Origin of the sequence: Primorskyibacter flagellatus, from assembly GCF_014638275.1 — a bacterium.
Taxonomy (GTDB): domain Bacteria; phylum Pseudomonadota; class Alphaproteobacteria; order Rhodobacterales; family Rhodobacteraceae; genus Pseudooceanicola; species Pseudooceanicola flagellatus_A.
Genome location: NZ_BMFJ01000001.1, coordinates 203,533 through 229,067 on the forward strand (window position 1 = coordinate 203,533; position 25,535 = coordinate 229,067).

The 25,535-nt window shown below is 63.7% G+C and carries 41 protein-coding genes; 36 read left to right on the forward strand and 5 right to left on the reverse strand.

Annotation, left to right across the window (positions count from 1 at the left end; genetic code table 11):
- Positions 1 to 158: 158 nt before the first annotated feature.
- The 8 genes from rpsL (at position 159) to IEV87_RS00975 (ending at position 6,704) form a co-directional block, all read left to right on the forward strand.
- Complete coding sequence (gene rpsL / locus IEV87_RS00940; protein ID WP_008883423.1) at positions 159 to 530, forward strand: 30S ribosomal protein S12; 372 nt, start codon at positions 159 to 161, stop codon at positions 528 to 530.
- Between the two features lie 14 nt (positions 531 to 544).
- The gene (rpsG, locus tag IEV87_RS00945) at positions 545 to 1,015 is read left to right on the forward strand and encodes a 30S ribosomal protein S7 (RefSeq protein WP_188475764.1); all 471 of its coding nucleotides are present in this window, start codon (positions 545 to 547) and stop codon (positions 1,013 to 1,015) included.
- Between the two features lie 35 nt (positions 1,016 to 1,050).
- Complete coding sequence (fusA, locus tag IEV87_RS00950; RefSeq protein ID WP_188475765.1) at positions 1,051 to 3,174, forward strand: elongation factor G; 2,124 nt, start codon at positions 1,051 to 1,053, stop codon at positions 3,172 to 3,174.
- 82 nt (positions 3,175 to 3,256) lie between these two features.
- Positions 3,257 to 4,432 (forward strand): elongation factor Tu, encoded by a 1,176-nt coding sequence (tuf, locus tag IEV87_RS00955; protein WP_188475742.1) that lies wholly within the window; start codon positions 3,257 to 3,259, stop codon positions 4,430 to 4,432.
- 166 nt (positions 4,433 to 4,598) lie between these two features.
- Entirely contained in the window at positions 4,599 to 4,907 is a 309-nt protein-coding gene (gene rpsJ, locus IEV87_RS00960; protein ID WP_188475766.1) for a 30S ribosomal protein S10, read from the forward strand.
- Between the two features lie 14 nt (positions 4,908 to 4,921).
- Entirely contained in the window at positions 4,922 to 5,800 is an 879-nt protein-coding gene (rplC, locus tag IEV87_RS00965; protein ID WP_188475767.1) for a 50S ribosomal protein L3, read from the forward strand.
- On the forward strand, positions 5,797 to 6,411 hold the full coding sequence (gene rplD / locus IEV87_RS00970; RefSeq protein ID WP_188475768.1) for a 50S ribosomal protein L4: 615 nt from the start codon (positions 5,797 to 5,799) through the stop codon (positions 6,409 to 6,411). The genes rplC and rplD overlap by 4 nt, the downstream gene beginning before the upstream one ends.
- Positions 6,408 to 6,704 carry a 50S ribosomal protein L23 gene (locus tag IEV87_RS00975; protein ID WP_188475769.1) on the forward strand — a complete coding sequence of 99 codons (297 nt, stop codon included), beginning with the start codon at positions 6,408 to 6,410 and terminating at the stop codon, positions 6,702 to 6,704. Before rplD ends, IEV87_RS00975 begins: the two co-directional genes overlap by 4 nt.
- A gap of 93 nt (positions 6,705 to 6,797) precedes the next feature.
- Here the strand turns inward: IEV87_RS00975 and IEV87_RS00980 are convergent, their stop codons facing one another.
- The 3 genes from IEV87_RS00980 to IEV87_RS00990 are packed head-to-tail and all read right to left on the reverse strand — an operon-like array spanning position 6,798 to position 8,065.
- Positions 6,798 to 7,214 carry an SRPBCC domain-containing protein gene (locus IEV87_RS00980; RefSeq protein WP_188475770.1) on the reverse strand — a complete coding sequence of 139 codons (417 nt, stop codon included), beginning with the start codon at positions 7,212 to 7,214 and terminating at the stop codon, positions 6,798 to 6,800.
- Between the two features lie 13 nt (positions 7,215 to 7,227).
- Complete coding sequence (locus tag IEV87_RS00985) at positions 7,228 to 7,731, reverse strand: SRPBCC family protein (RefSeq protein WP_188475771.1); 504 nt, start codon at positions 7,729 to 7,731, stop codon at positions 7,228 to 7,230.
- On the reverse strand, positions 7,721 to 8,065 hold the full coding sequence (locus tag IEV87_RS00990; protein ID WP_188475772.1) for an ArsR/SmtB family transcription factor: 345 nt from the start codon (positions 8,063 to 8,065) through the stop codon (positions 7,721 to 7,723). Before IEV87_RS00990 ends, IEV87_RS00985 begins: the two co-directional genes overlap by 11 nt.
- Before the next feature lie 347 nt (positions 8,066 to 8,412).
- On the opposite strand from IEV87_RS00990, the gene rplB reads away from it, so the two are divergent.
- The 21 genes from rplB to IEV87_RS01095 all read left to right on the forward strand — a co-directional run bounded on the left by rplB (position 8,413) and on the right by IEV87_RS01095 (position 19,087).
- On the forward strand, positions 8,413 to 9,255 hold the full coding sequence (gene rplB / locus IEV87_RS00995; RefSeq protein ID WP_188475773.1) for a 50S ribosomal protein L2: 843 nt from the start codon (positions 8,413 to 8,415) through the stop codon (positions 9,253 to 9,255).
- 3 nt (positions 9,256 to 9,258) lie between these two features.
- Positions 9,259 to 9,537 carry a 30S ribosomal protein S19 gene (rpsS, locus tag IEV87_RS01000; RefSeq protein ID WP_188475774.1) on the forward strand — a complete coding sequence of 93 codons (279 nt, stop codon included), beginning with the start codon at positions 9,259 to 9,261 and terminating at the stop codon, positions 9,535 to 9,537.
- Between the two features lie 3 nt (positions 9,538 to 9,540).
- The gene (rplV, locus tag IEV87_RS01005; protein WP_188475775.1) at positions 9,541 to 9,921 is read left to right on the forward strand and encodes a 50S ribosomal protein L22; all 381 of its coding nucleotides are present in this window, start codon (positions 9,541 to 9,543) and stop codon (positions 9,919 to 9,921) included.
- Positions 9,921 to 10,646 carry a 30S ribosomal protein S3 gene (gene rpsC / locus IEV87_RS01010; RefSeq protein ID WP_188475776.1) on the forward strand — a complete coding sequence of 242 codons (726 nt, stop codon included), beginning with the start codon at positions 9,921 to 9,923 and terminating at the stop codon, positions 10,644 to 10,646. Before rplV ends, rpsC begins: the two co-directional genes overlap by 1 nt.
- 12 nt (positions 10,647 to 10,658) lie before the next feature.
- Positions 10,659 to 11,072: a 50S ribosomal protein L16 gene (gene rplP, locus IEV87_RS01015; RefSeq protein ID WP_188475777.1), complete on the forward strand. Its 414-nt coding sequence runs from the start codon at positions 10,659 to 10,661 to the stop codon at positions 11,070 to 11,072.
- Positions 11,073 to 11,220: 148 nt separating this feature from the next.
- Complete coding sequence (locus IEV87_RS01020) at positions 11,221 to 11,811, forward strand: hypothetical protein (protein ID WP_188475778.1); 591 nt, start codon at positions 11,221 to 11,223, stop codon at positions 11,809 to 11,811.
- 29 nt (positions 11,812 to 11,840) lie between these two features.
- Positions 11,841 to 12,461, forward strand: a complete 621-nt coding sequence (locus tag IEV87_RS01025; protein WP_188475779.1) for a 2OG-Fe(II) oxygenase family protein — start codon at positions 11,841 to 11,843, stop codon at positions 12,459 to 12,461.
- 6 nt (positions 12,462 to 12,467) lie between these two features.
- Positions 12,468 to 12,917: a DUF3237 domain-containing protein gene (locus tag IEV87_RS01030; RefSeq protein ID WP_188475780.1), complete on the forward strand. Its 450-nt coding sequence runs from the start codon at positions 12,468 to 12,470 to the stop codon at positions 12,915 to 12,917.
- 218 nt (positions 12,918 to 13,135) lie between these two features.
- Positions 13,136 to 13,336 carry a 50S ribosomal protein L29 gene (gene rpmC / locus IEV87_RS01035; RefSeq protein WP_188475781.1) on the forward strand — a complete coding sequence of 67 codons (201 nt, stop codon included), beginning with the start codon at positions 13,136 to 13,138 and terminating at the stop codon, positions 13,334 to 13,336.
- Positions 13,337 to 13,348: 12 nt separating this feature from the next.
- On the forward strand, positions 13,349 to 13,579 hold the full coding sequence (gene rpsQ, locus IEV87_RS01040; protein ID WP_188475782.1) for a 30S ribosomal protein S17: 231 nt from the start codon (positions 13,349 to 13,351) through the stop codon (positions 13,577 to 13,579).
- Positions 13,580 to 13,655: 76 nt separating this feature from the next.
- A complete protein-coding gene (rplN, locus tag IEV87_RS01045; protein ID WP_009805806.1) occupies positions 13,656 to 14,024 on the forward strand; it encodes a 50S ribosomal protein L14 in 369 nt (122 codons plus the stop codon).
- The gene (gene rplX / locus IEV87_RS01050; RefSeq protein ID WP_188475783.1) at positions 14,024 to 14,335 is read left to right on the forward strand and encodes a 50S ribosomal protein L24; all 312 of its coding nucleotides are present in this window, start codon (positions 14,024 to 14,026) and stop codon (positions 14,333 to 14,335) included. Before rplN ends, rplX begins: the two co-directional genes overlap by 1 nt.
- Positions 14,328 to 14,891 carry a 50S ribosomal protein L5 gene (gene rplE, locus IEV87_RS01055; RefSeq protein ID WP_188475784.1) on the forward strand — a complete coding sequence of 188 codons (564 nt, stop codon included), beginning with the start codon at positions 14,328 to 14,330 and terminating at the stop codon, positions 14,889 to 14,891. The genes rplX and rplE overlap by 8 nt, the downstream gene beginning before the upstream one ends.
- Before the next feature lie 17 nt (positions 14,892 to 14,908).
- Positions 14,909 to 15,214 carry a 30S ribosomal protein S14 gene (gene rpsN / locus IEV87_RS01060; RefSeq protein ID WP_188475785.1) on the forward strand — a complete coding sequence of 102 codons (306 nt, stop codon included), beginning with the start codon at positions 14,909 to 14,911 and terminating at the stop codon, positions 15,212 to 15,214.
- 13 nt (positions 15,215 to 15,227) lie between these two features.
- Positions 15,228 to 15,620 carry a 30S ribosomal protein S8 gene (gene rpsH / locus IEV87_RS01065; protein WP_188475786.1) on the forward strand — a complete coding sequence of 131 codons (393 nt, stop codon included), beginning with the start codon at positions 15,228 to 15,230 and terminating at the stop codon, positions 15,618 to 15,620.
- Positions 15,621 to 15,630: 10 nt separating this feature from the next.
- On the forward strand, positions 15,631 to 16,164 hold the full coding sequence (rplF, locus tag IEV87_RS01070; protein ID WP_188475787.1) for a 50S ribosomal protein L6: 534 nt from the start codon (positions 15,631 to 15,633) through the stop codon (positions 16,162 to 16,164).
- 11 nt (positions 16,165 to 16,175) lie between these two features.
- Entirely contained in the window at positions 16,176 to 16,535 is a 360-nt protein-coding gene (gene rplR, locus IEV87_RS01075) for a 50S ribosomal protein L18 (RefSeq protein ID WP_188475788.1), read from the forward strand.
- Positions 16,536 to 16,709: 174 nt separating this feature from the next.
- A complete protein-coding gene (rpsE, locus tag IEV87_RS01080) occupies positions 16,710 to 17,288 on the forward strand; it encodes a 30S ribosomal protein S5 (RefSeq protein WP_188475789.1) in 579 nt (192 codons plus the stop codon).
- Between the two features lie 5 nt (positions 17,289 to 17,293).
- Positions 17,294 to 17,479 carry a 50S ribosomal protein L30 gene (gene rpmD / locus IEV87_RS01085; RefSeq protein ID WP_188475790.1) on the forward strand — a complete coding sequence of 62 codons (186 nt, stop codon included), beginning with the start codon at positions 17,294 to 17,296 and terminating at the stop codon, positions 17,477 to 17,479.
- Positions 17,480 to 17,602: 123 nt separating this feature from the next.
- Complete coding sequence (locus IEV87_RS01090; RefSeq protein ID WP_188475791.1) at positions 17,603 to 18,244, forward strand: PEP-CTERM sorting domain-containing protein; 642 nt, start codon at positions 17,603 to 17,605, stop codon at positions 18,242 to 18,244.
- 66 nt (positions 18,245 to 18,310) lie between these two features.
- Positions 18,311 to 19,087, forward strand: coding sequence for a gamma-glutamylcyclotransferase (locus IEV87_RS01095; RefSeq protein ID WP_188475792.1), 777 nt, complete (start codon positions 18,311 to 18,313; stop codon positions 19,085 to 19,087).
- Here IEV87_RS01095 and IEV87_RS01100 read toward each other — a convergent pair.
- The gene (locus IEV87_RS01100; protein WP_229737397.1) at positions 19,041 to 19,778 is read right to left on the reverse strand and encodes a vWA domain-containing protein; all 738 of its coding nucleotides are present in this window, start codon (positions 19,776 to 19,778) and stop codon (positions 19,041 to 19,043) included. The two genes, IEV87_RS01095 and IEV87_RS01100, sit on opposite strands and share 47 nt — an antisense overlap.
- Before the next feature lie 140 nt (positions 19,779 to 19,918).
- Here IEV87_RS01100 and IEV87_RS01105 point away from each other — a divergent pair, with 140 nt between their 5' ends.
- The 4 genes from IEV87_RS01105 to IEV87_RS01120 all read left to right on the forward strand — a co-directional run bounded on the left by IEV87_RS01105 (position 19,919) and on the right by IEV87_RS01120 (position 23,347).
- Positions 19,919 to 20,647, forward strand: a complete 729-nt coding sequence (locus IEV87_RS01105; RefSeq protein WP_188478310.1) for a LamG-like jellyroll fold domain-containing protein — start codon at positions 19,919 to 19,921, stop codon at positions 20,645 to 20,647.
- A gap of 177 nt (positions 20,648 to 20,824) precedes the next feature.
- A complete protein-coding gene (rplO, locus tag IEV87_RS01110; RefSeq protein WP_188475793.1) occupies positions 20,825 to 21,295 on the forward strand; it encodes a 50S ribosomal protein L15 in 471 nt (156 codons plus the stop codon).
- Positions 21,296 to 21,401: 106 nt separating this feature from the next.
- Positions 21,402 to 22,772 carry a preprotein translocase subunit SecY gene (gene secY / locus IEV87_RS01115; RefSeq protein WP_188475794.1) on the forward strand — a complete coding sequence of 457 codons (1,371 nt, stop codon included), beginning with the start codon at positions 21,402 to 21,404 and terminating at the stop codon, positions 22,770 to 22,772.
- On the forward strand, positions 22,769 to 23,347 hold the full coding sequence (locus IEV87_RS01120) for an adenylate kinase (protein WP_188475795.1): 579 nt from the start codon (positions 22,769 to 22,771) through the stop codon (positions 23,345 to 23,347). Before secY ends, IEV87_RS01120 begins: the two co-directional genes overlap by 4 nt.
- Before the next feature lie 110 nt (positions 23,348 to 23,457).
- Here the strand turns inward: IEV87_RS01120 and IEV87_RS01125 are convergent, their stop codons facing one another.
- Positions 23,458 to 23,943 carry a DUF2938 family protein gene (locus IEV87_RS01125; RefSeq protein WP_188475796.1) on the reverse strand — a complete coding sequence of 162 codons (486 nt, stop codon included), beginning with the start codon at positions 23,941 to 23,943 and terminating at the stop codon, positions 23,458 to 23,460.
- 65 nt (positions 23,944 to 24,008) lie between these two features.
- On the opposite strand from IEV87_RS01125, the gene IEV87_RS01130 reads away from it, so the two are divergent.
- The 3 genes from IEV87_RS01130 to rpsK all read left to right on the forward strand — a co-directional run bounded on the left by IEV87_RS01130 (position 24,009) and on the right by rpsK (position 25,492).
- Positions 24,009 to 24,473: a helix-turn-helix domain-containing protein gene (locus IEV87_RS01130; RefSeq protein WP_188475797.1), complete on the forward strand. Its 465-nt coding sequence runs from the start codon at positions 24,009 to 24,011 to the stop codon at positions 24,471 to 24,473.
- 245 nt (positions 24,474 to 24,718) lie between these two features.
- Positions 24,719 to 25,087 carry a 30S ribosomal protein S13 gene (rpsM, locus tag IEV87_RS01135; protein WP_188475798.1) on the forward strand — a complete coding sequence of 123 codons (369 nt, stop codon included), beginning with the start codon at positions 24,719 to 24,721 and terminating at the stop codon, positions 25,085 to 25,087.
- Positions 25,088 to 25,102: 15 nt separating this feature from the next.
- Positions 25,103 to 25,492 carry a 30S ribosomal protein S11 gene (rpsK, locus tag IEV87_RS01140; protein WP_009805788.1) on the forward strand — a complete coding sequence of 130 codons (390 nt, stop codon included), beginning with the start codon at positions 25,103 to 25,105 and terminating at the stop codon, positions 25,490 to 25,492.
- The last annotated feature ends 43 nt before the right edge of the window (positions 25,493 to 25,535 follow it).

Consider the following 25,535-nt stretch of genomic DNA (forward strand, 5'->3'; position numbering starts at 1 on the left):
GTTGCAACGCCCCGATCCTCTGGAAAACCCGCCGCGTCGTTCCCCGCGAACGAGGGGACGCATGCGGTTTTTGTGCGTTGCGTGGACGCGCGCAGCGTGAAGAGAGAAACAGCACCTTGAAGGTGCGCACATATGTGAGAGATGGGGAATATCGCCCGATGCCTACGATCCAGCAGCTGATCCGGAAACCCCGGCAGCCCAAAGTCAAACGCTCCAAATCCCAGCACCTGGAACAGTGCCCGCAGAAACGCGGCGTCTGCACCCGGGTCTACACGACCACGCCGAAGAAGCCGAACTCGGCCATGCGGAAGGTTGCGAAGGTGCGCCTGACCAACGGTTTCGAAGTCATCAGCTACATCCCCGGTGAGAGCCACAACCTTCAGGAACACTCCGTCGTCCTGATCCGTGGCGGCCGGGTGAAGGACCTTCCGGGCGTCCGTTACCACATTCTCCGCGGCGTTCTGGACACCCAGGGCGTCAAAGATCGTAAGCAGCGTCGTTCGAAGTACGGCGCGAAGCGTCCGAAATAAGAGGAATCTGAGAGATGTCCCGCCGTCACGCCGCCGAAAAACGCGAAGTCCTGCCCGATGCCAAATATGGCGACCGGGTTCTGACGAAATTCATGAACAACCTGATGATCGACGGCAAGAAGTCGGTCGCAGAGCGCATCGTCTACAACGCCCTCGACCGCGTCGAAGGCAAGGTGAAGCGCGCGCCGGTGGAGATCTTCCACGAAGCGCTCGACAACATCAAACCGTCGGTCGAAGTCCGCTCCCGCCGGGTTGGCGGTGCGACCTACCAGGTGCCCGTCGAGGTTCGTCCGGAGCGTCGCGAGGCGCTGGCGATCCGCTGGCTGATCAACGCCAGCCGCGCACGTAACGAAAACACCATGGAAGAGCGTCTTGCGGGCGAGCTTCTGGATGCCGTGAACTCCCGCGGGTCCGCCGTCAAGAAGCGTGAAGACACGCACAAGATGGCCGATGCGAACAAGGCATTCAGCCACTATCGCTGGTAATCCTTCCCTAAATTTCCGACCAAAGGCTGCACATCATGGCACGCGAATATCCCCTCCAGCGGTACCGCAACTTCGGTATCATGGCGCATATCGACGCCGGCAAGACCACTTGCACCGAGCGGATCCTCTACTACACCGGCAAGTCGCACAACATCGGCGAAGTGCATGACGGTGCCGCCACGATGGACTGGATGGAACAGGAGCAGGAGCGTGGCATCACGATCACCTCCGCTGCGACCACGACCTTCTGGCAGTGGCAGGAAGACCCGACGAAAGAAGGGACCTCCGACACCAAGATCCGGATGAACATCATCGACACGCCCGGACACGTCGACTTCACCATCGAAGTCGAACGCTCGCTGGCCGTTCTCGACGGTGCCGTCTGCGTTCTGGACGCCAACGCCGGTGTCGAGCCGCAGACCGAAACCGTCTGGCGCCAGGCCGACCGGTACAAGGTGCCGCGGATCGTCTTCGTCAACAAGATGGACAAGATCGGCGCGGACTTCTTCAACTGCGTGCGCATGATCGAAAACCGCACTGGCGCGACCGCCGCCCCGATCCAGATCCCGATCGGTGCCGAGTCCGAGCTGGAAGGCATGATCGATCTGATCACCATGGAAGAGTGGACCTGGAAGGGTGAGGACCTCGGTGCCTCCTGGACCCGCCAGCCGATCCGCGACAGCCTGAAGGACGTCGCCGACGAGTGGCGCGCCAAGCTCATCGAGAACGCCGTCGAAATGGACGACGACGCGATGATGGCCTACCTCGAAGGCGAAGAGCCCGATGTTCCGACCCTGCGCAAGCTGATCCGGAAGGGCACGCTGTCGCTGAAGTTCGTCCCGGTGCTCTGTGGCTCCGCGTTCAAGAACAAGGGTGTGCAGCCGCTGCTGAACGCCGTCGTGGACTTCCTGCCGAGCCCGCTCGACGTGGTCGACTACATGGGCTTCAAACCGGGCGACGAAACGGAAACCCGGAACATCGCGCGTCGCGCGGATGACGGGATGGCCTTCGCCGGTCTCGCGTTCAAGATCATGAACGACCCCTTCGTGGGCTCCCTGACCTTCACGCGGATCTATTCCGGCGTGCTGAAGAAGGGCGACTCCATCCTGAACTCGACCAAGGGCAAGAAAGAGCGCATCGGCCGTATGATGATGATGCACTCCAACAACCGGGAAGAGATCGAAGAGGCGTTCGCCGGCGACATCATCGCGCTGGCCGGTCTCAAGGACACCACCACCGGGGACACCCTCTGCTCTGAAAAGGAGCCGGTGGTTCTGGAAACCATGACCTTCCCCGAGCCGGTGATCGAGATCGCCGTCGAGCCGAAGACCAAGGGCGACCAGGAAAAGATGTCCCAGGCGCTGGCGCGTCTGGCCGCCGAAGACCCGTCCTTCCGCGTGGAGACCGATCTCGAATCCGGTCAGACCATCATGAAGGGCATGGGCGAACTTCACCTCGACATTCTCGTCGACCGCATGCGTCGCGAGTTCAAGGTCGAGGCGAACATCGGCGCGCCGCAGGTGGCCTATCGTGAAACCATCTCCCGCGAGATGGAGCATACCTACACCCACAAGAAGCAGTCGGGTGGGTCGGGCCAGTTCGCAGAGGTCAAGCTGATCATCACCCCGACCGAGCCGGGCGAAGGCTATTCCTTCGAATCCCGCATCGTCGGCGGTACGGTTCCGAAGGAATACATCCCGGGTGTCGAAAAGGGCATCAAGTCGGTCATGGACTCCGGTCCGCTGGCGGGCTTCCCGGTGATCGACTTCAAAGTCGCGCTGGTGGACGGCAAGTTCCACGACGTCGACTCCTCGGTCCTGGCCTTTGAAATCGCCTCGCGGATGTGCATGCGCGAAGGTCTGAAGAAGGCCGGCGCCAAACTGCTGGAACCGATCATGAAGGTCGAGGTCATCACCCCGGAAGAATATACCGGCGGTATCATCGGCGACCTCACCTCCCGCCGGGGCCAGGTGTCGGGTCAGGAGAACCGCGGCAACGCGATCGCCATCGACGCCTTCGTTCCGCTGGCCAACATGTTCGGCTACATCAACACGCTGCGTTCGATGTCCTCGGGCCGCGCGCAGTTCACGATGCAGTTCGACCACTACGATCCGGTCCCGCAGAACATCTCGGACGAGATCCAGTCGAAGTACGCCTAACCGGGTGGCGGGGTGAACCCCGCCCTGCCCACCACCGTAGGGTGGGGTTCACCCCACCATCCGAATGACAAAGGAGCCCACTATGGGAAAAGCAAAGTTTGAGCGCGGCAAGCCGCACTGCAACATCGGGACGATCGGTCACGTCGACCACGGGAAGACGACGCTGACGGCGGCGATCACGAAGTATTTCGGCGAATTCAAGGCCTACGACCAGATCGACGGCGCTCCGGAAGAAAAGGCGCGCGGGATCACGATCTCGACCGCGCACGTGGAATACGAGACCGAGGCACGCCACTACGCCCACGTCGACTGCCCCGGCCACGCCGACTACGTGAAGAACATGATCACCGGTGCCGCGCAGATGGACGGCGCGATCCTGGTGGTGAACGCCGCCGACGGCCCGATGCCGCAGACGCGCGAGCACATCCTGCTCGGCCGTCAGGTCGGCATCCCGGCGATGGTCGTGTTCATGAACAAGGTCGACCAGGTCGACGACGAGGAACTGCTCGAGCTCGTCGAAATGGAAATCCGTGAGCTGCTGTCGGCCTACGACTTCCCGGGCGACGACATTCCGATCATTGCGGGCTCGGCGCTGGCCGCTCTCGAAGGTCGTGACGACGCCATCGGCGAAGCCAAGATCCGCGAACTGATGGCCGCCGTGGACGAGTACATCCCGCAGCCCGCACGTGCCGTGGACCAGCCGTTCCTGATGCCGATCGAAGACGTGTTCTCGATCTCGGGCCGCGGCACCGTGGTCACGGGGCGTGTCGAGCGTGGCGTCGTGAACGTCGGCGACGAACTGGAAATCGTCGGCATCAAGGCGACCCAGAAGACGACCTGCACCGGTGTCGAGATGTTCCGCAAGCTGCTGGACCGCGGGGAAGCCGGCGACAACATCGGCGCCCTGCTGCGCGGGATCGACCGTGAAGCTGTCGAGCGTGGCCAGGTTCTCTGCAAGCCGGGTTCGGTGAAGCCGCACACGAAGTTCGAGGCCGAGGCCTACATCCTGACCAAGGACGAAGGTGGCCGTCACACGCCGTTCTTCGCGAACTACCGCCCGCAGTTCTACTTCCGCACCACGGACGTGACCGGCACGGTTGTTCTTCCCGAGGGCACCGAGATGGTGATGCCGGGCGACAACCTGAAGTTCACGGTCGAGCTGATCGCCCCGATCGCGATGGAAGAGTCCCTGCGCTTCGCCATCCGCGAAGGCGGCCGCACGGTTGGTTCCGGCGTCGTTTCGAAGATCCTCGAGTGATCGGGTGACGGGTGCCCAGCACCCGTCGTAGGCAAACGGGTGACGACACCCGGTCAGATATCGGGAGCGCCGGAAACGGCGCTCCTCCCAATAAGGGGTTCGACGAGGGGGCCGGGTGGTCCGGCTTCCTCCTCTCAACTCAAACGCCGAAGAAGGCTGAATTGACATGTCAGGTCAAACCATTCGCATCCGGCTGAAGGCATTCGACTTCCGCGTCCTGGATTCCAGCACGCAGGAAATCGTCAACACGGCGAAGCGCACCGGCGCAACCGTCCGTGGCCCGATCCCGCTGCCCAACAAGATCGAGAAGTTCACGGTTCTCCGTGGGCCGCACGTCGACAAGAAATCCCGCGATCAGTTCGAGATCCGGACGCACAAGCGTCTGCTCGACATCGTCGATCCGACCCCGCAGACGGTGGACGCGCTGATGAAGCTCGACCTCGCCGCCGGCGTGGATGTCGAGATCAAGGTGTAAGGGAGGGACATCAGATGCTCCGTTCCGGTATCATCGCAAAGAAAATCGGCATGACCCGTCTCTTCATGGAAGACGGCAAGCAGGTTCCCGTGACCGTTCTTCAGCTGGACAAGCTGCAGGTCGTCGCGCAGCGGACCGCCGATGCCCATGGCTACACCGCCGTCCAGCTGGGCGCGGGCACGGCCAAGGCCAAGCGCACGTCCAAGGCGATGCGCGGCGTGTTTTCCGCCGCCTCCGTCGAGCCGAAGCGCAAGATCGCGGAATTCCGCGTCGACCCCGAGAACCTGATCGGCGTGGGCGAGGAAATCACCGCCGACCACTATTTCGAAGGTCAGTTCGTGGACGTCTGCGGCACCTCGATCGGTAAGGGTTTCGCCGGTGCCATGAAGCGGCACAACTTCGGCGGTCTGCGCGCCTCTCACGGCGTCTCGATCTCGCACCGCTCGCACGGTTCCACCGGCCAGTGTCAGGACCCCGGCAAGGTGTTCAAGGGCAAGAAGATGGCGGGCCACATGGGCGCCGTCCGCGTCACCACGCAGAACCTGCAGGTCGTCAAGACCGACAGCGAACGCGGCCTGATCATGATCAAGGGCGCGGTTCCGGGTTCCAAGGGTGGCTGGGTCACCGTCAAGGACGCGGTCAAGAAGCCGTTCCCCGACAACGCGATCCTGCCCGCCGCGCTGAAGTCCGCCGCCGAGGAAGCCCGCAAGGCTGCCGAAGCCGCTGCCGAAGCCGCCGCAGCCGAGGCGGAAGCCGAAGCCAAGCGTCTGGCCGAAGAGCAGGCTGCACAGGAAGCCGCCGCTCTGGCGGATGCCGAGCAGTCGATCGACGCCGACAGGACCGACGGCGATCAGACCGACGCAGACACCGAGAAGAAGGAAGGCGAGGAATGAAACTCGACGTGATCAATCTGGACGGCTCCGCGGCCGGTTCCGTCGATCTCGGCGACGAGATCTTCGGCCTGGAGCCCCGCGCCGACATCCTGCACCGCGTTGTCCGCTGGCAGCGTGCGCGGATGCAGCAGGGCACCCATGCCACGCTCGGCCGGTCCGACGTGTCCTACTCGACCAAGAAGATCTATCGCCAGAAGGGCACCGGCGGCGCACGTCACGGCTCCCGCAAGGCACCGATCTTCCGCAAGGGTGGTATCTACAAGGGTCCGGTCCCGCGGTCGCATGAACACGACCTGCCGAAGAAATTCCGGAAACTCGGCCTGCGCCATGCGCTGTCGGCCAAGATGAAGGAAGGCGCGCTGGTCATCATCGACTCCGCCGCGTCGGATGGGAAGACCAACGCCCTGGCCAAGCAGATCAAGGCGCTTGGCTGGAAGCGGGCCCTGATCATCGACGGCTCCGTCAACGAAGGCTTCGCCAAGGCTGCCGCGAACATCGCGGGGCTGGACGTGCTGCCCTCGATCGGTGCCAACGTCTATGACATCCTGAAGCGTGACACGCTCGTGCTCACCAAGGCGGGTGTCGAAGCACTGGAGGCTCGACTGAAATGAGCGCGAAGGCAGAACATTACGACGTGATCCGCAAGCCGATCATCACCGAAAAGGCAACCATGGCCTCCGAAGCCAATGCCGTTGTCTTCGAGGTGGCACCGGATGCCAACAAGCCGCAGATCAAGGAAGCCGTCGAGGCGCTTTTCGGTGTCAAGGTGAAGGCCGTGAACACGACCATCACCAAGGGCAAAGTCAAGCGCTTCAAGGGCAAGCTCGGAACGCGCAACGACGTGAAGAAGGCTTACGTGACGCTCGAAGAGGGCAACACGATCGACGTGTCGACCGGCCTCTGAGCTGTCGGGCGGGGCAGCACCCGCCGCAGGAAACAGGAAAGGCCCCCGTTGCGGCGGGGGCCTTTTTCTTTGCGCGTTCCGTTTGGTGCGGTGCTACAGGCTTTCGGCATGGGCCCGGAAATTGTTCAGGATCGCCTGCCAGCCCTCGCGCTGCATCTCGACGGGGTTCTCCGACTCCGCATCGAAGGTGGTCGTGACACGGGTGACATCGCCATCCGGTGTGAAGGTGGTTGTCACCTTGCGGCCATCCTCCATCGTGTAGGTGAAGCTGCGGCCGGGGTCGATTGCGTCGTAGACGGCGGTGAATTCAAAGCCGAAGCTGCCGTCCTTCGCCTCCATCCGCGCGGCGTAGGTGCCGCCGACGGTCATGTCGTTCCTGGCCCAGGGGCATTGCCAGTCCGGGGACGCGAAGTTCCATTGAACGATGTGTTCCGGTGCGGTGTAGGCCTGCCAGGCGGTTGCGGCGGGGGCCGCGACGTCTGCAGAGATCGTGATCTGTTCCGTGGTCATGGTTGGGGTCCTTTCAGGCGGTCAGCCGGGCAAGCAGTTCGTCGAGCTTTTCAAGGGTGGCGGTCATTCCCTCCTCCATGCCCATGTCGATGACTGTCCGGAGATCTTCCGGACTTGCATAGGCGATCAGGGTGGACACGCGGGTCCCGGTTTCCGTGTCCTCGAAACGCACGTCCCAGGTGGAAGAGGGCAGGGCGGTGTTGCGTGCTCCCCCTGCGTCCGAGAAGAAATCGGTGGTCGTGTAGCCGTCGATGGGATTGATCGTGTCGAACCGGACGATCCCCCAGTATTCTGTCCCGTCGGGGGCGACCATCGCGTGATGCCATTGCCCGCCTTCGCGGAAATCCATCGCGGCGGTCTTCGTCGTCAGCGGTTTCGGGGCGAACCACTGGTCCAGCAGGTCGGCACGGGTGTGGCAGTCCCAGACCATCTGGCGCGGTGCGGCAAAGCTGCGCCGGATGCGTATGGTTCCGCTCTGCGCATCGGCCAGGAACCGATAGGCGGGGTCATGTCTCATCTGTCTCTCCCTTGAGCGAGGCCAGCAGGCCGTCGAGTTGATCGTAGCGCCCCTGCCAGAAGGCGCGCTGTTCTTCGAACCACCGTTCGGCGGCGTTCAGCCTGTCGGGGTTCAGCGTACAGGTCCGGACCCGCCCCGCCTTGGCGGAGCCGAGCAGCCCGGCGTTTTCCAATACGCCGAGGTGCTTCATGAAGGACGGCAGGCCCATGTCGAAGGGCGCGTGCAACTCGCTGACCGTGGCCTCGCCCTGCGTGAGCCGCTGCACCACCGCCCGGCGGGTCGGATCGGAGAGGGCGTGAAAGACGGCGTCGAGTTCGGGCTGATTGTTTTCCATGTGGCGAACCATTGCGCGATTCCGATAGTTTCGTCAATGGCAAAGTATTCATCGCTCGATCCCCGGCTTCATCTTGCCGGAAGTATCCCGGGGTAAGGCCCGGCAGGGCCGAGGGGCAGAGCCCCTGAGCAGCGGCGGCGATATTCCTGCCGCAGGGGCTGGACGGAGCGGGGTGGGTCTGATACGTGACCGCATCCGCAAGGCCCCGGATTCGTCCGGGGCTCTGCTTTTGTTCGAAAGAACATCGTCACCGGGGACCTTCGGGGCCCTATAACCATGATGGGTGAACTCACCCATCCTACATAGCGGCCCCCGGGGGTCGCACTGCTAAACGGAAGACAGAAAGCATGGCACTCAAGTCGTATAAGCCGACGACGCCGGGCCAGCGCGGGCTGGTGCTGATCGACCGTTCGGAGCTCTGGAAAGGACGCCCCGTCAAAGCCCTCACCGAGGGTCTGACGAAGAACGGCGGCCGGAACAACACCGGACGGATCACGATGCGCCGCAAGGGCGGCGGGGCGAAACGCCTCTATCGGATCGTCGATTTCAAGCGCACCAAGTTCGACACCACGGCAACCGTCGAGCGGATCGAGTACGATCCGAACCGGACCGCGTTCATCGCGCTCATCAAGTACGAAGACGGGGAGCAGGCCTATATCCTCGCGCCTCAGCGTCTCGGCGTCGGCGATAGCGTCGTCGCGGGCACCAAGGTCGACATCAAGCCGGGCAACGCGATGCCGTTCTCGGGCATGCCGATCGGCACGATCGTCCACAACATCGAACTGAAGCCCGGCAAGGGTGGCCAGATCGCACGCGCCGCGGGCACCTATGCCCAGTTCGTCGGCCGTGACGGCGGCTACGCCCAGATCCGGCTGTCCTCGGGCGAACTGCGCCTGGTCCGCCAGGAATGCATGGCGACCGTGGGTGCCGTGTCCAACCCGGACAACTCGAACCAGAACTACGGCAAGGCCGGCCGCATGCGTCACAAGGGCATCCGCCCGAGCGTCCGCGGCGTCGTCATGAACCCGATCGACCACCCGCATGGTGGTGGTGAGGGCCGGACCTCCGGTGGCCGCCACCCGGTCACCCCCTGGGGCAAGCCGACCAAGGGTGCGCGCACCCGCGACCGCAACAAGGCGTCCAGCAAGCTCATCGTGCGCTCGCGTCACGCCAAGAAGAAGGGACGCTGATAGATGTCTCGCTCTGTATGGAAAGGTCCGTTCGTCGACGCTTACGTGCTGAAGAAAGCCGAAGCTGCGCGCGACTCCGGACGTAACGAAGTCATCAAGATCTGGTCCCGCCGCTCGACCATCCTGCCGCAATTCGTCGGCCTGACGTTCGGCGTCTACAACGGCCAGAAGCACGTTCCGGTGAACGTGACCGAGGACATGATCGGTCAGAAGTTCGGTGAATATTCGCCGACCCGTACCTACTACGGGCATGCTGCCGACAAAAAAGCGAAGCGGAAGTAAGTCATGGGCAAGGAAAAGAACCCCCGCCGCGTGGCCGACAACGAAGCAATGGCGAAACTGCGCATGCTTCGCACCAGCCCGCAGAAACTGAACCTCGTGGCCGCGATGATCCGTGGCAAGAAGGTGGAAAAGGCCCTGACGGACCTGACCTTCTCCAAGAAGCGGATCGCGGAGGACGTGAAGAAATGCCTTCAGTCCGCCATCGCCAACGCCGAGAACAACCACAACCTGGACGTCGATGACCTGATCGTCGCAGAGGCCTATGTGGGCAAGAACCTGATCATGAAGCGTGGCCGTCCGCGTGCCCGTGGCCGTTATGGCAAGATCATGAAGCCGTTCTCGGAAATCACCATCAAGGTGCGTCAGATCGAGGAGCAAGCCTAATGGGTAACAAAGTCAATCCGATCGGCATGCGCCTTCAGGTGAACCGCACCTGGGACAGCCGCTGGTACGCCGACACGAAGGACTACGGTGATCTTCTGCTGGAAGACATCAAGATCCGCGAATTCGTGAAGGAAGAGTGCAAGCAGGCCGGCGTGGCCCGCATCATCATCGAACGTCCGCACAAGAAGTGCCGTGTGACCATTCACACCGCGCGTCCGGGCGTCATCATCGGCAAGAAGGGCGCGGACATCGAGACGCTTCGCAAGAAGATCGCCAAGATGACCGACAGCGAACTGCACCTGAACATCGTCGAGGTCCGCAAGCCGGAGCTGGACGCGGCTCTGGTCGGCGAGTCCATCGCGCAGCAGCTGGAGCGTCGTGTCTCCTTCCGCCGGGCGATGAAGCGCGCCGTGCAGAACGCGATGCGCATGGGTGCCCTCGGCATCCGCGTGAACGTCGCAGGCCGTCTTGGCGGTGCGGAAATCGCTCGGACCGAATGGTACCGCGAAGGCCGCGTGCCGCTGCACACCCTGCGTGCCGACATCGACTACGCCCTGTCCGAAGCGATGACCCCCTACGGGATCATCGGGATCAAGGTGTGGATCTTCAAAGGTGAGATCATGGAGCACGATCCCCAGGCCCGCGACCGCAAGGCCCAGGAGCTCCAGGATGGTCCCGCGCCCCGTGGCGCCGGTGGCGGCAATCGCCGCGACCGCGACCGGTAAGGAGTAAGAGAGATGCTTCAACCGAAACGCACAAAGTTCCGCAAGCAATTCAAGGGCCGGATCAAGGGCGAAGCCAAGGGTGGCTCCGACCTGAACTTCGGCACCTTCGGCCTGAAGGCGACCCAGCCCGAGCGGGTCACCGCCCGGCAGATCGAAGCCGCACGCCGTGCCATGACGCGCCACATGAAGCGTCAGGGCCGCGTCTGGATCCGGATTTTCCCGGACGTGCCCGTGACCTCCAAGCCGACCGAGGTTCGGATGGGTAAAGGCAAAGGCTCCGTCGATTACTGGGCCTGCAAGGTGAAACCGGGCCGCGTCATGTTCGAACTGGACGGCGTGGACGAGGACACCGCCCGCGAGGCCCTGCGCCTGGCTGCGATGAAGCTGCCGATCAAGACCCGCGTGGTGGTCCGCGAGGACTGGTAACTTCGTCTCAGGCGAAGTCACCCGACAGAACGACAGACCCCCGCCGTCACCGGCGGGGGTTTTCCTTTTGCCCGCCGCCCGGGTCTTGACGGATCGTGCCTGACACCGCCCAATGTCAAAGATCGGTCTGCCTGCAAGGGAACACGTCATGGCAAAGATGCCCCGCGGCTGGAACAGGGCGTTTTTCTTCGGGCTGGTGGACGCTCTTGAGCCGCAGCTCTTCGCCGCCGGTTACCGCGCGCATCCCGCCTATGGCCCGCCAATCTGGGAGGCTACGATGCAGGCCTACCGGGCGGAGTGGCTGCATGGCGATGTTTCGGACCAGATGCAGCAGATCGGGCTCAGCCTTCACGCCGGTTTCGTGCGTGTCCAGAAGCTGGTCTGGCCGTCCTGCGTCGCGCGGTTCGAGGACCTTCCGACCGATCCCTTCGCCTTTACCGATCAGTTCCAGCGTGTGGAGCGCCGGGACTATCATATCCGGGATTATCCGACGTGGTGGCGGTGGCGGTCCACCAGTCTGCGCGTACCGCGGCCGGGGCGGGACGACCCGGCGGACGTGGCGCGGATCATGGCAGGGCGGATCACGCCCCTGCTGCCGCACCTATTCGACGCGATGCCCGGGAAGGTGCCGCACCGGGTCATTCGGGTGATGGTCTATCCGCCGGTTGTTCTGGAACCCGGGGCAGGGTCGCGCGGGACGGCAGACGGAGCGATTTCCACCGGTGCGGAAACAGGGTAGGGGTCTCGCAGACCAGCCCCGGAGGATTCATGGCCGACATCAGGACGCTTTTCGTCACCCCTCTTTACCGCGCACGGCTGAACGACCACGGGCCGGGCGTCGATGCCGACGAGCTGGAGGGGTCCTGCTATTCCATCGCCGAGGATGACGAGGCCGGTCAGGACTGGTGCGAGGCGAATGGCTATCCGGGCTATACCTCCTACGCCTCTCTCACCGATCTGCCATGGCGCTTTCCGATTTTCGCCAACGTGGTCAAGGCGCTCGACGCCCATGTCGCGGCCTTTGCGGAGCACTGCCAGTTCGACCTCGGCGGGCGCGGACTGGTGCTCGAGGACCTGTGGATCAACATCCTGCCGGAAGGCGGGACTCACTCATCTCACATCCATCCGCATTCGGTGGTGTCCGGGACGACCTATGTGGCAATGCCCGACGGTGCCTCTGCCCTGAAGCTTGAGGACCCGCGTTTGCCGATGATGATGGCCGCGCCGACCCGGGTGAAGGGGGCGCGGGAGGAATTGAAGCCGTTCATCTACGTCGCGCCCGAGGTGGGGGACGTGCTACTCTGGGAAAGCTGGCTCAGGCACGAAGTGCCGATGAACCAGTCGGAGGAGGACCGGATCTCGGTCAGCTTCAACTACAGGTGGGAGTAGGCTCGGATGATACGGACGCAACCGCTTTTTGACCTGACGCTTGAGGTCGGGCCAGGGCATGACCTACGCCGGCCGGACGGCACGGGGCGGCTGATCTACCATGTCACCGGCGGGCAATTCTCCGGCGACAGGCTGCGCGGCCGGGTGCTGCCAGTCAGCGGCGACTGGGTCCGGACGGAACCGGGGTTCGGGCGGCTGGACGTGCGGCTGATGCTGGAGGCCGAGGACGGGGCGGAGATCTACATGCGCTACGAGGGGATCAACACGCTTGGCCCTGCACACCGGGAGAAGCTGGCGAGGGGCGAGGCGCTGGACCCTGAGAGCTATTACTTCCGGACGGCGGCATTCTTTGAAACCGTCGCCCCGGGGTACGACTGGCTGAACCGGATCGTGGCGGTTGGTGTCGGGACGCGAACGGCGGCAGGAGTCGCGTATGCGGTGCACGAGGTTTTGTGAGGGGGTGGTGGGCTGAAAGCCCACGCTGCGCCTTGGGAGGGACCCGCACAGGCCGGGCTTCGGTCCGGCATGGCGGGTATGGGAATTTCCCGGTTCTCCCCCTTGCCACAGAGGCGAATCCCGCCTATACGGCCCGCTCATCATGACTCCACCGGAATCAGGGTGACCCGGCGCATGCGCGCTATGGGGCCCTCCGGTGATGTTGAAAGGAAAGTATCATGAGCGCGCAAGAGCTCCGCGACAAGACCCCCGACCAGCTGCGCGAGCAGCTTGTCGAACTGAAGAAAGAGCAGTTCAACCTGCGCTTTCAGCAGGCCACCGGCCAACTGGAGAACCCCGCACGGATGCGTGCCGCACGTCGCGAAGCCGCGCGTGTGAAGACCATCCTGAACCAAAAAGCCGCTGCGGCAGCCGAATAAGGGAATATCCAGATGCCCAAACGTATCCTTGCCGGTGTCGTGACTTCCGACGCCAACGCCCAGACCGTCACCGTGTCGGTGGAACGCCGCTTCACGCACCCGGTTCTGAAAAAGACCATCCGTAAGTCCAAGAAGTACCGGGCTCACGATGAGAACAACACCTTCAAGAAAGGTGACGAGGTCCGCATTCAGGAATGCGCGCCGAAATCCAAGACCAAACGTTGGGAAGTCATCACCGCGTAAGCGGGACGACCCGATACAATCGAAACCCTGGGGATGAAGGGCGCTGCAGCCCTCCCCAAAGGTCGGGAGAAACCAAATGATCCAGATGCAGACCAATCTGGATGTTGCTGACAACTCCGGCGCACGCCGGGTGCAGTGCATCAAGGTCCTCGGCGGTTCGCACCGCCGGTATGCGTCGGTCGGCGACATCATCGTTGTTTCGGTGAAGGAAGCCATTCCGCGCGGCCGTGTGAAGAAGGGTGACGTCCGCAAGGCCGTCGTCGTGCGCACCGCCAAGGAAGTCCGTCGCGAAGACGGCACCTCCATCCGCTTCGACCGCAACGCGGCCGTCATCCTGAACAACGCGGGCGAGCCTGTCGGCACCCGTATCTTCGGGCCGGTCGTGCGTGAACTGCGGGCGAAGAACTTCATGAAGATCATCTCGCTCGCTCCGGAGGTGCTGTGATGGCTGCCAAACTCCGCAAGGGCGACAAGGTCGTCGTGATCGCCGGCCGCGACAAGGGCAAGACGGGTGAGATCACCCAGGTCCTGCCGAAGGACGGCAAGGCCGTCGTCGAAGGCATCAACATGGCGATCCGCCACACCCGCCAGACCCAGACGTCGCAGGGCGGCCGCCTGCCCAAGGCACTGCCGATCGACATCTCCAACCTCGCGCTGGTCGATGCCAACGGCAAACCGACCCGTGTCGGCTTCCGCATGGAAGGCGACAAGAAGGTGCGCTTCGCCAAGACCACGGGGGACGTGATCGATGCTTGATACCGCGAACTACACCCCGCGCCTGAAGGCGGCCTACGCGGAAACCATCCGCGCGTCGCTGAAGGAAGAATTCGGCTACAAGAACGACATGCAGATCCCGCGTCTGGACAAGATTGTCCTGAACATCGGCTGCGGTTCCGAAGCCGTGCGTGACAGCAAGAAAGCCAAGTCGGCCCAGGAAGACCTGAGCACGATCGCCGGCCAGAAAGCCGTCATCACCACCGCGAAGAAGTCCATTGCAGGTTTCCGCGTCCGCGAGGAAATGCCGCTTGGTGCGAAAGTCACCCTGCGGGCCGACCGGATGTACGAATTCCTCGACCGCCTGATCACGATCGCAATGCCCCGTATCCGCGACTTCCGCGGCGTTCCGGGCAAATCCTTCGACGGACGCGGCAACTACGCCATGGGCCTGAAGGAGCACATCGTGTTCCCCGAGATCAACTTCGACAAGGTCGACGAGGTCTGGGGCATGGACATCATCATCTGCACCACCGCGAAAACCGACGCGGAAGCCAAGGCGCTGTTGAAAGCTTTCAACATGCCCTTCAACAGCTGATCGCGGGAGAGAACGTTATGGCTAAGAAATCCATGATCGAGCGCGAGAAGAAGCGCGAGCGTCTGGTCAAGCGGTATGCAGCAAAGCGTGCCGCCCTGAAGGAAATCATCAACGACGAGTCCAAGCCGATGGAAGAGCGCTTCCGCGCGACCCTGAAGCTGGCGGAACTGCCGCGCAATTCCTCCGCGACCCGTCTTCACAACCGCTGCCAGCTGACGGGGCGTCCGCACGCCTACTACCGCAAGCTGAAAGTGTCGCGGATCATGCTGCGGGAGCTCGGCTCCAACGGCCAGATCCCCGGCCTCGTGAAATCCAGCTGGTAAGGAGGGCTGAGATATGAACGATCCTATCGGCGATATGCTCACCCGTATCCGTAACAGCCAGCTGCGCGGCAAGTCGGTGGTGTCCACCCCGGCCTCCAAGCTGCGGGCCTGGGTTCTCGACGTGCTGGCGGACGAAGGCTATATCCGCGGCTACGAGAAGGGCACCGATGTCAACGGTCACCCGACCCTCGAAATCAGCCTGAAATACTACGAAGGCGCCCCTGTCATTCGCGAAATCAAGCGGGTCTCCAAGCCCGGCCGTCGCGTCTACATGAGCGTCAAGGACGTCCCGCAGGTCCGTCAGGGTCTCGGTGTGTCGATTGTCTCCACGTCCAAGGGCGTGATGTCGGATGCAAGCGCGCGCAGCCAGAACGTCGGCGGCGAAGTGCTCTGCACCGTCTTCTGAGGAGGTCACAATGTCTCGTATTGGGAAAAAGCCGGTCGATCTGCCTTCGGGCGTGACCGCGACGATCTCGGGTCAGACCGTGGAAGTGAAGGGGCCGAAGGGCACCCACAAGTTCCGCGCGACCGACGACGTGACCATCATGCAGGAAGACAACGCCATCACCGTGATGCCGCGTGGGTCCTCCAAGCGGGCGCGCCAGCAGTGGGGCATGTCCCGCACGATGGTCGCCAACATGGTCAAGGGCGCAACCGAAGGCTTCAAGAAAGAGCTGGAGATCACCGGTGTGGGTTACCGCGCCGCGGTCCAGGGCAACGTCCTGAAGCTGAACCTCGGTTATTCGCATGACGTCGATTTCGCCATTCCGGACGGGGTCACCGTTACCGCGCCGAAACCGACCGAAATCGTTGTCGAAGGTTCCGACCCGCAGCTTGTGGGCCAGGTCGCCGCGAACATCCGCGACTGGCGCCGTCCCGAGCCCTACAAAGGCAAGGGGATCAAGTACAAGGGCGAATTCATCTTCCGCAAGGAAGGCAAGAAGAAGTAAGGACCAGGCAAATGGCAACCACCAAACGTTCCCTGTTCCTGAAGCGCCGCATGCGCGTCCGGAGCAAACTGCGGAAGGTCAACGCGGGTCGCGTTCGCCTTTCCGTCCACCGCTCGAACAAGAACATCAGTGTCCAGCTGATCGACGATGTGAACGGCGTCACCCTGGCGTCCGCGTCCTCGCTCGAAAAGGATCTGGGCGTCGTCGGCAAGAACAACATCGACGCGGCGTCCAAGGTCGGCGCGGCGATCGCCGAGCGGGCGAAGAAAGCCGGTGTGGAAGAAGCTTACTTCGACCGCGGCGGGTTCCTGTTCCACGGCAAGGTGAAGGCCCTGGCCGACGCCGCGCGCGAGGGCGGGCTGAAGATCTGAGGCGGTGCCGGGCTGATGCCCGGCCTGCCCGAAATTCGTAGGCCGGGCATCAGCCCGGCTTGCACTTCCTGAGGGCGGCGACGCCCCGATGATCCGGGAAGCGCAGGCTTCACCAAGGATCGACATAACCGGGTCGCCCGTACTGGCAGGACCCACGATGATAAAGGAGAGCCCATGGCTCGTGAAGACAACCGGGGCGGCAACCGTCGCGACCGCGAGGAAGCCCCCGAATTTGCAGATCGCCTTGTCGCGATCAACCGTGTGTCCAAGACCGTCAAGGGTGGTAAGCGCTTTGGCTTCGCCGCGCTCGTCGTCGTGGGCGACCAGAAAGGCCGCGTTGGCTTTGGCAAGGGCAAGGCGAAAGAGGTCCCCGAGGCCATCCGCAAGGCCACCGAGCAGGCGAAGCGCCAGATGATCCGCGTTCCGCTGCGCGAAGGCCGCACGCTGCACCACGACATGGAAGGCCGTCATGGCGCCGGTCGTGTCGTCATGCGCACCGCACCGCACGGCACCGGGATCATCGCCGGTGGTCCGATGCGCGCCGTGTTCGAGATGCTGGGCATCCACGACGTGGTCGCCAAGTCGATCGGGTCGCAGAACCCCTACAACATGATCCGCGCCACGCTGAACGGGCTCCAGAAAGAGTCCTCGCCCCGTCAGGTGGCGCAGCGCCGTGGCAAGAAGGTCGCCGACATCCTGCCGAAGCGCGATGACGCTCCGGCCGAGTCCAGCCAAGTGGCCGAGGAGGCTTGATCCAAATGGCAACCATCGTCGTCAAACAGATCGGTTCCCCGATCCGCCGCCCCGCCAAGCAGCGCGCCACGCTGGTCGGCCTGGGCCTGAACAAGATGCACCGCACCCGTGAACTGGAGGATACGCCCTCTGTCCGCGGCATGGTGAATTCGATCCCGCACCTGGTCGAGATCATCGAAGAAAAGAAGTAAGCGACCGGTATCGCTGCTTTCAGACCCCCGGACCCGTCCGGGGGTCTTGTTATTTGCATCGACCGTTTGGTGAAGTGGCCCGGGAGTGGTACCCTGCGGCATTCCTTTCAGTGAGTGCTTGCCATGTTCCATCGCCTTTGCCTGCTTCCCTTTGTCATGCTCGCCCCTTGCGCCGGGCTTGCGGCCACGGTCCATACCGACCTCGCCTCCTTTCTGACGGCCGCGCCCGGCGCCGCTGTCGAAACCTTCGAATCCCTGTGCGTCGGCGAGGCCGTGACGAGCCTGCCAACGCCGCACTACGACTTCGGATTGCTGGGCAACGGCCAGGACCCGGTCGGATATGCCCAGAGCAATGGCGGCACGGTCTCCTCGGGGGTGCGGACCATCGTGAACAGCGGCAACGCGCTGTTTCCCGGGGCGGGTCCGATCGTCGTGGCCGCCGACGCAGGCTACGAGATCACCGGCTTCGGCTACTGGAACACCGGCGGTGACGACACGACCCGTCTGACGGCTTTTGTAGGCGGGGCTTCCGTGTTGTCGGAGGTGTCGGCATTCGGGGCCGTCTTCCTCGGGTTCGCGGGGATGTCGGGGGTCAGTTCGCTGTCCATCTCGGGCGAGACGGGCAATGGCTGGTTCAGCATCGACGACATGTGGGTCGAAACGGCGGCGATGCCCGCCGTGCCGCTTCCTGCGACTTCGGTGCTTCTGCTTGCAGCGCTCGGGGCCGTCGGTGCGGCTGCGCACCGAAAGCGGCCATCGAAGTAGCCAGTTTCGGGTTTTGCCGGGCGCAGGTTCGTTTCACACTTGTGCCGACACAAACCGGAGACCCGAGTGCCCATCCCCGAGTCCGCCTTTCGCACGCACCCCGAGCTTCGCGCCCTGATCCGCGATCCAGAGAAGAGCTTCTTCCGCGATTTTGACGTAGAGGAGGTGGACCGCCGCATGGCCGAGCGTGGCGTGCCGATGCCCTGGCGCTGGCCCGATGCGGAGCGGGAGGCCAACCGCCATGCGTTCTTCGCCGGTCACGAAGGGCCGGTGTGGGTCTTTGCCTACGGCTCACTCATGTGGGACCCTGCGATCCTGTTCGACGATGTGCGCCCGGCGCTGCTGGAGGGGTATTCCCGCGCCATGTGCCTCGTGGATCGGCGGGGCGCACGCGGGGATGCGCAGGCGCCGGGTCTGATGGCCGGTCTGGCGGAGGGCGGGTCCTGTCACGGCATCGTCTTCCGGGTGCCCGAGGCGCTGGTGGAGGACGAGACGGAGCGGCTCTGGCGGCGGGAGATGATCGCGCAGGCCTATCGTCCGGTGCTGGCTCCGGCCATGACGCCGGAGGGGCCGGTGATGGCGGTGGCCTTTGCCGCCGACCGGGAGGCGGACAATATCGACATCGGCCTGTCCCGCGCGCTGCAGGTGCAGTACATCGCTACCGGGCGCGGGTTTCTTGGCACCAGCCTTGAATACCTGGAAAACACGCTGGCGCAGTTCGACCGCATGGGGATCGACGACCCGGACCTGTCCGCCCTGCTGGCAGATGCGCGCCGGGCGGCGGCAGAGGCCGGGGTCAGCCCGGCAGCCGGGGTCGCAGGGGGCGGGTCCGCAGGTCGCTGAACAGGGCGCAGCCAAGCGTGTCGGTCAGGGCCTTGACGAGGTCCTCAATCGTGTCGGCGCGGATGTACTGGCCCCTGTTCAGATCGGCGAGGCAACGCGCGACCGTATCGTCATGGCCGAGCGCCTTCTGTTCCGGGTTGTTCCAGGCCCAGTAGTCCACGTTCACGCGAAAGCCGATGACATGGATCGTCAGGTCGTCGGAGGTGGCCGAAAGGACCTGCCCGGTCTCGCAGGGGCGGCCGCCGCAGGTTTCGTTGCCGTCGGTAACGACCACGATGATGCCGGGCTTGGTGCGATGCTCAAGCACTTCCGCCGCGCGCAGAACGGAGGAGGAGAGGGGCGTCAGCCCGCCGGGGCGCAGGGAATCGACAGCCGAGATGATCGGCTCGGCCGCGTCCTGACGGGGCGGGAAGCGCAGGGTGATGCCGGAGCAGCCGTCCGCGCCTCCGGGACCGTAGACGAGCAGGCCGATGCGGCGCAGGGGGGCGATTTCGGGGATGGCCTCTGCCATGGCGAGGCGGGCTTCGGCAATGCGGGTGCCGCGGCCGGGTTCGTAGACGAATTCGACCATGGAGGCAGAGCCGTCGAAGACCAGCATGGCGTCCTTGTTGCAGTCGGCAAGTGCGGGGACCGTCGCATGGGCCAGTGCGGCAGTCAGGGTCAGAATACGGAGGCCGGTGCGCCGGAACATCCGCCCATGACACATGAAAATGCGATTCTGTTCAACAAATCCGTGGTTCCGGGAGTTTTGCGGCGTCGCGGCGTTCCGTTTTGGAGGCATTCGTGATATAAGCAGATTAATTAATTTTCTGAATCCCATTGGAGGCGTTCATGTTTCTGAAAACGCTCGCGATTGCGGGACTGGCAACTTTTGCGGCGGCTGGCGCGGCTTCGGCATCCACCCTGATCCATTACTACGGCTTCGACGATGACAGCGTTACGGATACCGTCGGCTCCGTCGATGGTGCGCTTTTTGGCGACGCTGTGGTTGAGGACGGGTTTCTAAAGCTTGACGGGCAGGGGGACTACGCACAGCTGTCCGACCATGCCGTGCCGCTCGGGTCGCAGACCGTCATCCTCAGCTTCCAGCGGCTGAGCAAGCCGCACACCTACGGAGAGATCATCTCTCAGGGGAGTTCGGGCAACGGGTATTACATCGGCTATCAGGGCTCCGACACTTTCCGCTTCGGCGACAATCATTTGTCCACGTCGGTTGCCTATCCGGCGGACGGAGAATTCCATCAGTTTGCGATGGTGACCGGCCCGGGTCTGTCGTTCTACATCGACGGGGTGCTGGTCTATACCTCCGGCTCGGTGGCCGCGAACACGCATTCGGGGACGCCCACGCGGTTCGGGGTTCAGTTCAACACCGGCGGCGGGTCGCCCTATGTGGAATACGTGCACGGCAATCTCGACTACGTGGCGATCTTCGAAGGGGCGCTGACAGCGGAGGAGATCCGCGCTTTCGGATCCGCGCCCGCGGTGCCGCTGCCCGCCTCGCTTCCGCTGCTGGCCTTCGGCGTTGCCGGTCTTGCGGCGCTGCGGCGGCGCAGGGGGTAGTGGACATACGGGCAGGGACCTTCGGGCAGGCAATCCGCGACGCTTGATTGATCGCGCGGCAGGCATTATACGCCCCCGGTGGCCTGGCCTCCGAGTCGGGTGACACGTATCAAAACCAAGAAAAGCCGCGTCCCCGCCATATCGCTTCAGGCGGGTGTTCCGGCAAGGAGAAGCGACATGAAACTGCATGAACTGCGCGACAATCCCGGTGCAGCCAAGAAACGGATGCGCGTCGGCCGTGGTCCGGGCTCTGGCAAGGGCAAGACCGGTGGTCGTGGTATCAAGGGTCAGAAATCCCGTTCGGGTGTGGCCATCGGTGGCTACGAGGGCGGCCAGATGCCGCTCTACCAGCGTCTGCCCAAGCGCGGCTTCAACAAGCCGAACCGCAAGAGCTATGCCGTCATCAACCTCGGCATCATCGCCAAGTACATCGAATCCGGCAAGCTGGATGCGGGCAACATCACCGAAGAGACGCTGGTTTCCTCGGGTGCAGTGCGCCGCAAGCTGGACGGTGTCCGCGTGCTGGCGAAGGGCGAGATCGGGACCAAGGTGTCGATCGAGGTGACCGGTGCCTCCAAGGGTGCGATCGAAGCGGTCGAGAAGGCCGGCGGTTCGCTCAAGGTCACGGCGGCTGCAGCAGCCGAGTAAGTGGTTGTGGGCGCCCTTCGGGGCGCATACATAACCACCAGTTTTCCAAAAGCGCCGCCGTGCCGGAAGACCGGTCCGGCGGCGTTTGCCTGAAAGAGAGATCCGCATGGTATCCGCAGCAGAACAGATGGCGGCCAACACGAGCTGGGCCGCGCTCGGCAAAGCGACCGACCTGCGCAACCGCATCCTTTTCACCATCGTCCTCCTGATCGTCTATCGCCTGGGCACCTGGATTCCGGTTCCCGGCATCGACGGCGCGGCACTGCGCGAATTCATGGAAGGCGCGGGGCAGGGGATCGGCGGCATCCTGTCGATGTTCACCGGCGGCGCGCTTGGCCGCATGGGGATCTTCGCGCTTGGCATCATGCCCTACATTTCGGCCTCGATCATCGTGCAGCTCCTGGCATCGATGGTTCCGGCGCTCGAGCAGCTGAAGAAAGAGGGTGAGCAGGGCCGCAAGAAGATGAACCAGTACACGCGCTACGGCACCGTGTTTCTGGCGACGCTTCAGTCCTACGGGCTTGCCGTTTCGCTGCAGAGCGGGGATCTGGTTCAGGCCGACATTCCCTACTGGTTCTTCGTCGCGACCTGCATGACCACGCTGATCGGGGGCACGATGTTCCTGATGTGGCTGGGCGAACAGATCACAGCGCGGGGTCTGGGCAACGGTATCTCGCTGATCATCTTCGTCGGCATCATCGCGGAACTTCCCGCGGCACTGGCGCAGTTCTTCGCGTCGGGCCGGTCGGGGGCGATCTCTCCTGCGGTGATCATCGGCGTGATCCTCATGGTCGTCGCGACCATCGCCTTCGTCGTGTTCATGGAACGTGCGCTGAGGAAGATTCACATCCAGTATCCCCGCCGCCAGGTCGGGATGAAGGTCTATGACGGCGGGTCCTCGCACCTGCCGATCAAGGTCAACCCGGCGGGCGTGATCCCGGCGATCTTTGCCTCGTCCCTGCTGCTGCTGCCGGTCACGATTTCGACCTTCTCGGGGAATTCGACCTCTCCGGTCATGTCGACGATCCTTGCCTATTTCGGACCGGGACAGCCGCTTTACCTGCTGTTCTTCACGGGGATGATCGTCTTCTTTGCATATTTCTACACGTTCAACGTGTCGTTCAAACCCGAGGAAGTGGCGGACAACCTGAAGAACCAGAACGGCTTTGTGCCGGGCATCCGTCCGGGCCAGAAGACGGCGGAGTATCTGGAGTATGTGGCGACGCGTATCCTCGTGCTCGGCTCGGCCTACCTTGCGGCAGTTTGTCTCCTTCCTGAGATTCTCCGTAGCCAGCTGGCGATCCCCTTCTATTTTGGCGGGACTTCGGTACTGATCGTCGTGTCGGTGACGATGGATACCATTCAGCAGGCGCAGTCGCATCTGCTGGCGCATCAATACGAAGGGCTGATCGAGAAATCGCAGCTGCGCGGCAAGGGGAGCCGCAGGACCAAACGGAGGGGGGCTGCACGCCGATGAACATCATTCTTCTCGGACCGCCAGGTGCGGGCAAGGGAACACAGGCCGCCCGGCTTGTCGAAGACCGCGACATGATCCAGCTGTCCACCGGGGACATGCTGCGCGAGGCGCGGACCTCGGGAACCGAGATGGGCAAGAAGGTCGCCGCGGTGATGGACCGTGGTGAACTGGTGACGGACGAGATCGTCATCGGCCTGATCCGCGAAAAGCTGGAAGGCCCCGAGAAGGGCGGATTCATCTTCGACGGTTTCCCCCGCACCCTGGCCCAGGCAGATGCGCTTGAGGCGCTGATGGCCGAGATGGGGAAGAAGCTGGACTGCGCCATCGAGCTGCGCGTCCGCGACGAGGTTCTGGTGGACCGCATCGTCAACCGCGCCAAGGAAGCGGCAGCCGCGGGTAAGCCGGTCCGCGCCGATGACAACGAGGAAAGCCTCAAGGTCCGGTTGATGGAATACTACAAGAAGACGTCGCCGCTGCTTGGTTACTATCACGCGAAGGACAAGCTGAAGCGCGTTGATGGACTTGCGGAAATGGCCGTGGTGGAAGCGTCGATCAAGGCGATCCTCGACAGCTGATCCTGACTCTTTTGTGGAATCCCGAAGGGGCCCCTGTCCGGTGACAGGGGCCTTTTCCATTCGGGTGAGAGCCTTTGCACCGCCATTTTGCCAGGGCGCGCCGAGAGCGGTCAGATCGCGGCGCAGGCCAGGGCAGCTACATAGAGCGCGCAGCCGAAGATCAGGTGGTTCACCAGACTGCGACGCCGCGCGGACCAGGGCGCGGGCGTGGCGGAGGCGGCGATGCCGAGCCCGAAAGCAGGCTGCATGACAAGGAAGGGCATCGCGACGGTCAATGCTCCGGTCAGCAGGGCGGGGCCCGGCGTGGGTGCGGCGGCCCAGTCCGGACCGGTGGCGGCCAGCAGGACCGCCGCGAAGGCGACGCCGATGGCGTAGTGCAGTCCCCATCCCAGAAGGGTTTCGGCAGGGTGCGGAGAGGCTTTCGCGATGGAGGCATGGCGGAAGGTGCCTGCGGGCATATGGGCGACCCATCTCCCGACCATTTCGTAGCCGGGGGCGGGGACGCCAAACAGGCGGGCGCGCGTCCAGTTTGCAAGGTCGAGCAGCGCGGTGGCGCCAAGGCCGACGGGAAAGGCGAGGAGCAGGTGAGAGTTCATGACAGACCTTTCGGATTCGGGGACAGGCGGGTACCCTGCCACTTGAAGCCGACTTGAGGTCAAGCATGCGCGTCATGGACATCGCCGAGGTCGCCCGCCTGTCGGGCCTGCCCGCCTCGACCCTGAGGTATTACGAGGAAAAGGGGCTGATCTCCTCCATCGGACGCAGGGGGCTGCGGCGGCTGTTCGCGGCGGATGTGATGGAGGTGCTCGACCTGATCGCCCTTGCGAAATGGGCGGGGTTCACGCTTGAGGAGACTCGCGGCTGGATCGCGCGGGATGGCAGCCTGCAGATGGACCGCAGCGGTCTGGCCCGCAGGGCGGAGGAAATCGACGCGCTCGCCGATCGCCTGCGCGCCCTCTCGGAAATGGTGCGACACACGGCCCGGTGCCCGCATGAGAACCATTTCGACTGCCCCTCGTTCCGGCGGCAGCTGTCGGAGGCGCGGGCCCGGCAGATCTCTGCCCGGATGCCCGGTGCGGCGGCAGGGGGCAGCCGGAGGGCCCCGGGGCAGGGGGATTTGGCTTGATCCGGCGCCCGAGTCGTGGCTGACTGGGCGAACTGGCGAAACCCGTACCGGATCCGTGAAAATGCGGAGGCTGGGGGTTGACGCTGGTGCCAATCACCCATACGACGCGCTATCTCGCGGTGTGCCGATTCCGGCGCGCCCGCGCGATTCGTGATATGACCTCCGGCCCGGCCCTTGTGTCCGCGTCCGGCGTGTTGTGAAAAAAGGGCCTGGTGCTACGGGCTCGCAACAAAAGGAAGACTGCATTGGCACGTATTGCCGGCGTTAACATCCCGACTGCAAAGCGGGTTCCGATCGCCCTGACTTACATCACCGGAATTGGCCACACCTCTGCCAAGGCCATCTGCGAAGCCGTGAACATCGACGCCACCCGTCGCGTGAACGAGCTTTCGGATGCCGAGGTTCTGGCGATCCGCGAACACATCGACGCCAACTACACCGTCGAAGGCGACCTGCGCCGCGAGACGCAGATGAACATCAAGCGCCTGATGGACCTTGGCTGCTACCGCGGCCTGCGCCATCGCCGCAACCTCCCCGTCCGCGGTCAGCGGACCCACACCAACGCCCGCACCCGCAAAGGCCCCGCAAAGGCCATCGCAGGCAAGAAGAAGTAAGGGGAGCGCACAGATATGGCACGTGATACCCGCCGCGTTAAGAAGAAGGTTTCCAAGAACATCGCCGCCGGCGTTGCGCATGTGAATTCTTCGTTCAACAACACCAAGATCCTGATCTCCGACGTTCAGGGCAACGCCATTTCCTGGTCCTCTGCCGGGACCATGGGCTTCAAGGGGTCGCGGAAATCCACGCCCTACGCCGCCCAGATGGCTGCCGAGGACGCGGGCCGCAAGGCCCAGGAACATGGTGTTAAGACGCTGGAAGTTGAAGTTCAGGGCCCGGGTTCGGGTCGTGAATCCGCTCTGCGCGCGCTGGCCGCCGTCGGTTTCAACATCACCTCGATCCGTGATGTGACCCCGATTGCGCACAACGGCTGCCGCCCGCCGAAGCGCCGCCGCGTCTGATCCTCGGACAGAGTTACCGGGGGCCGCGCCCGTCGCGGCCTCC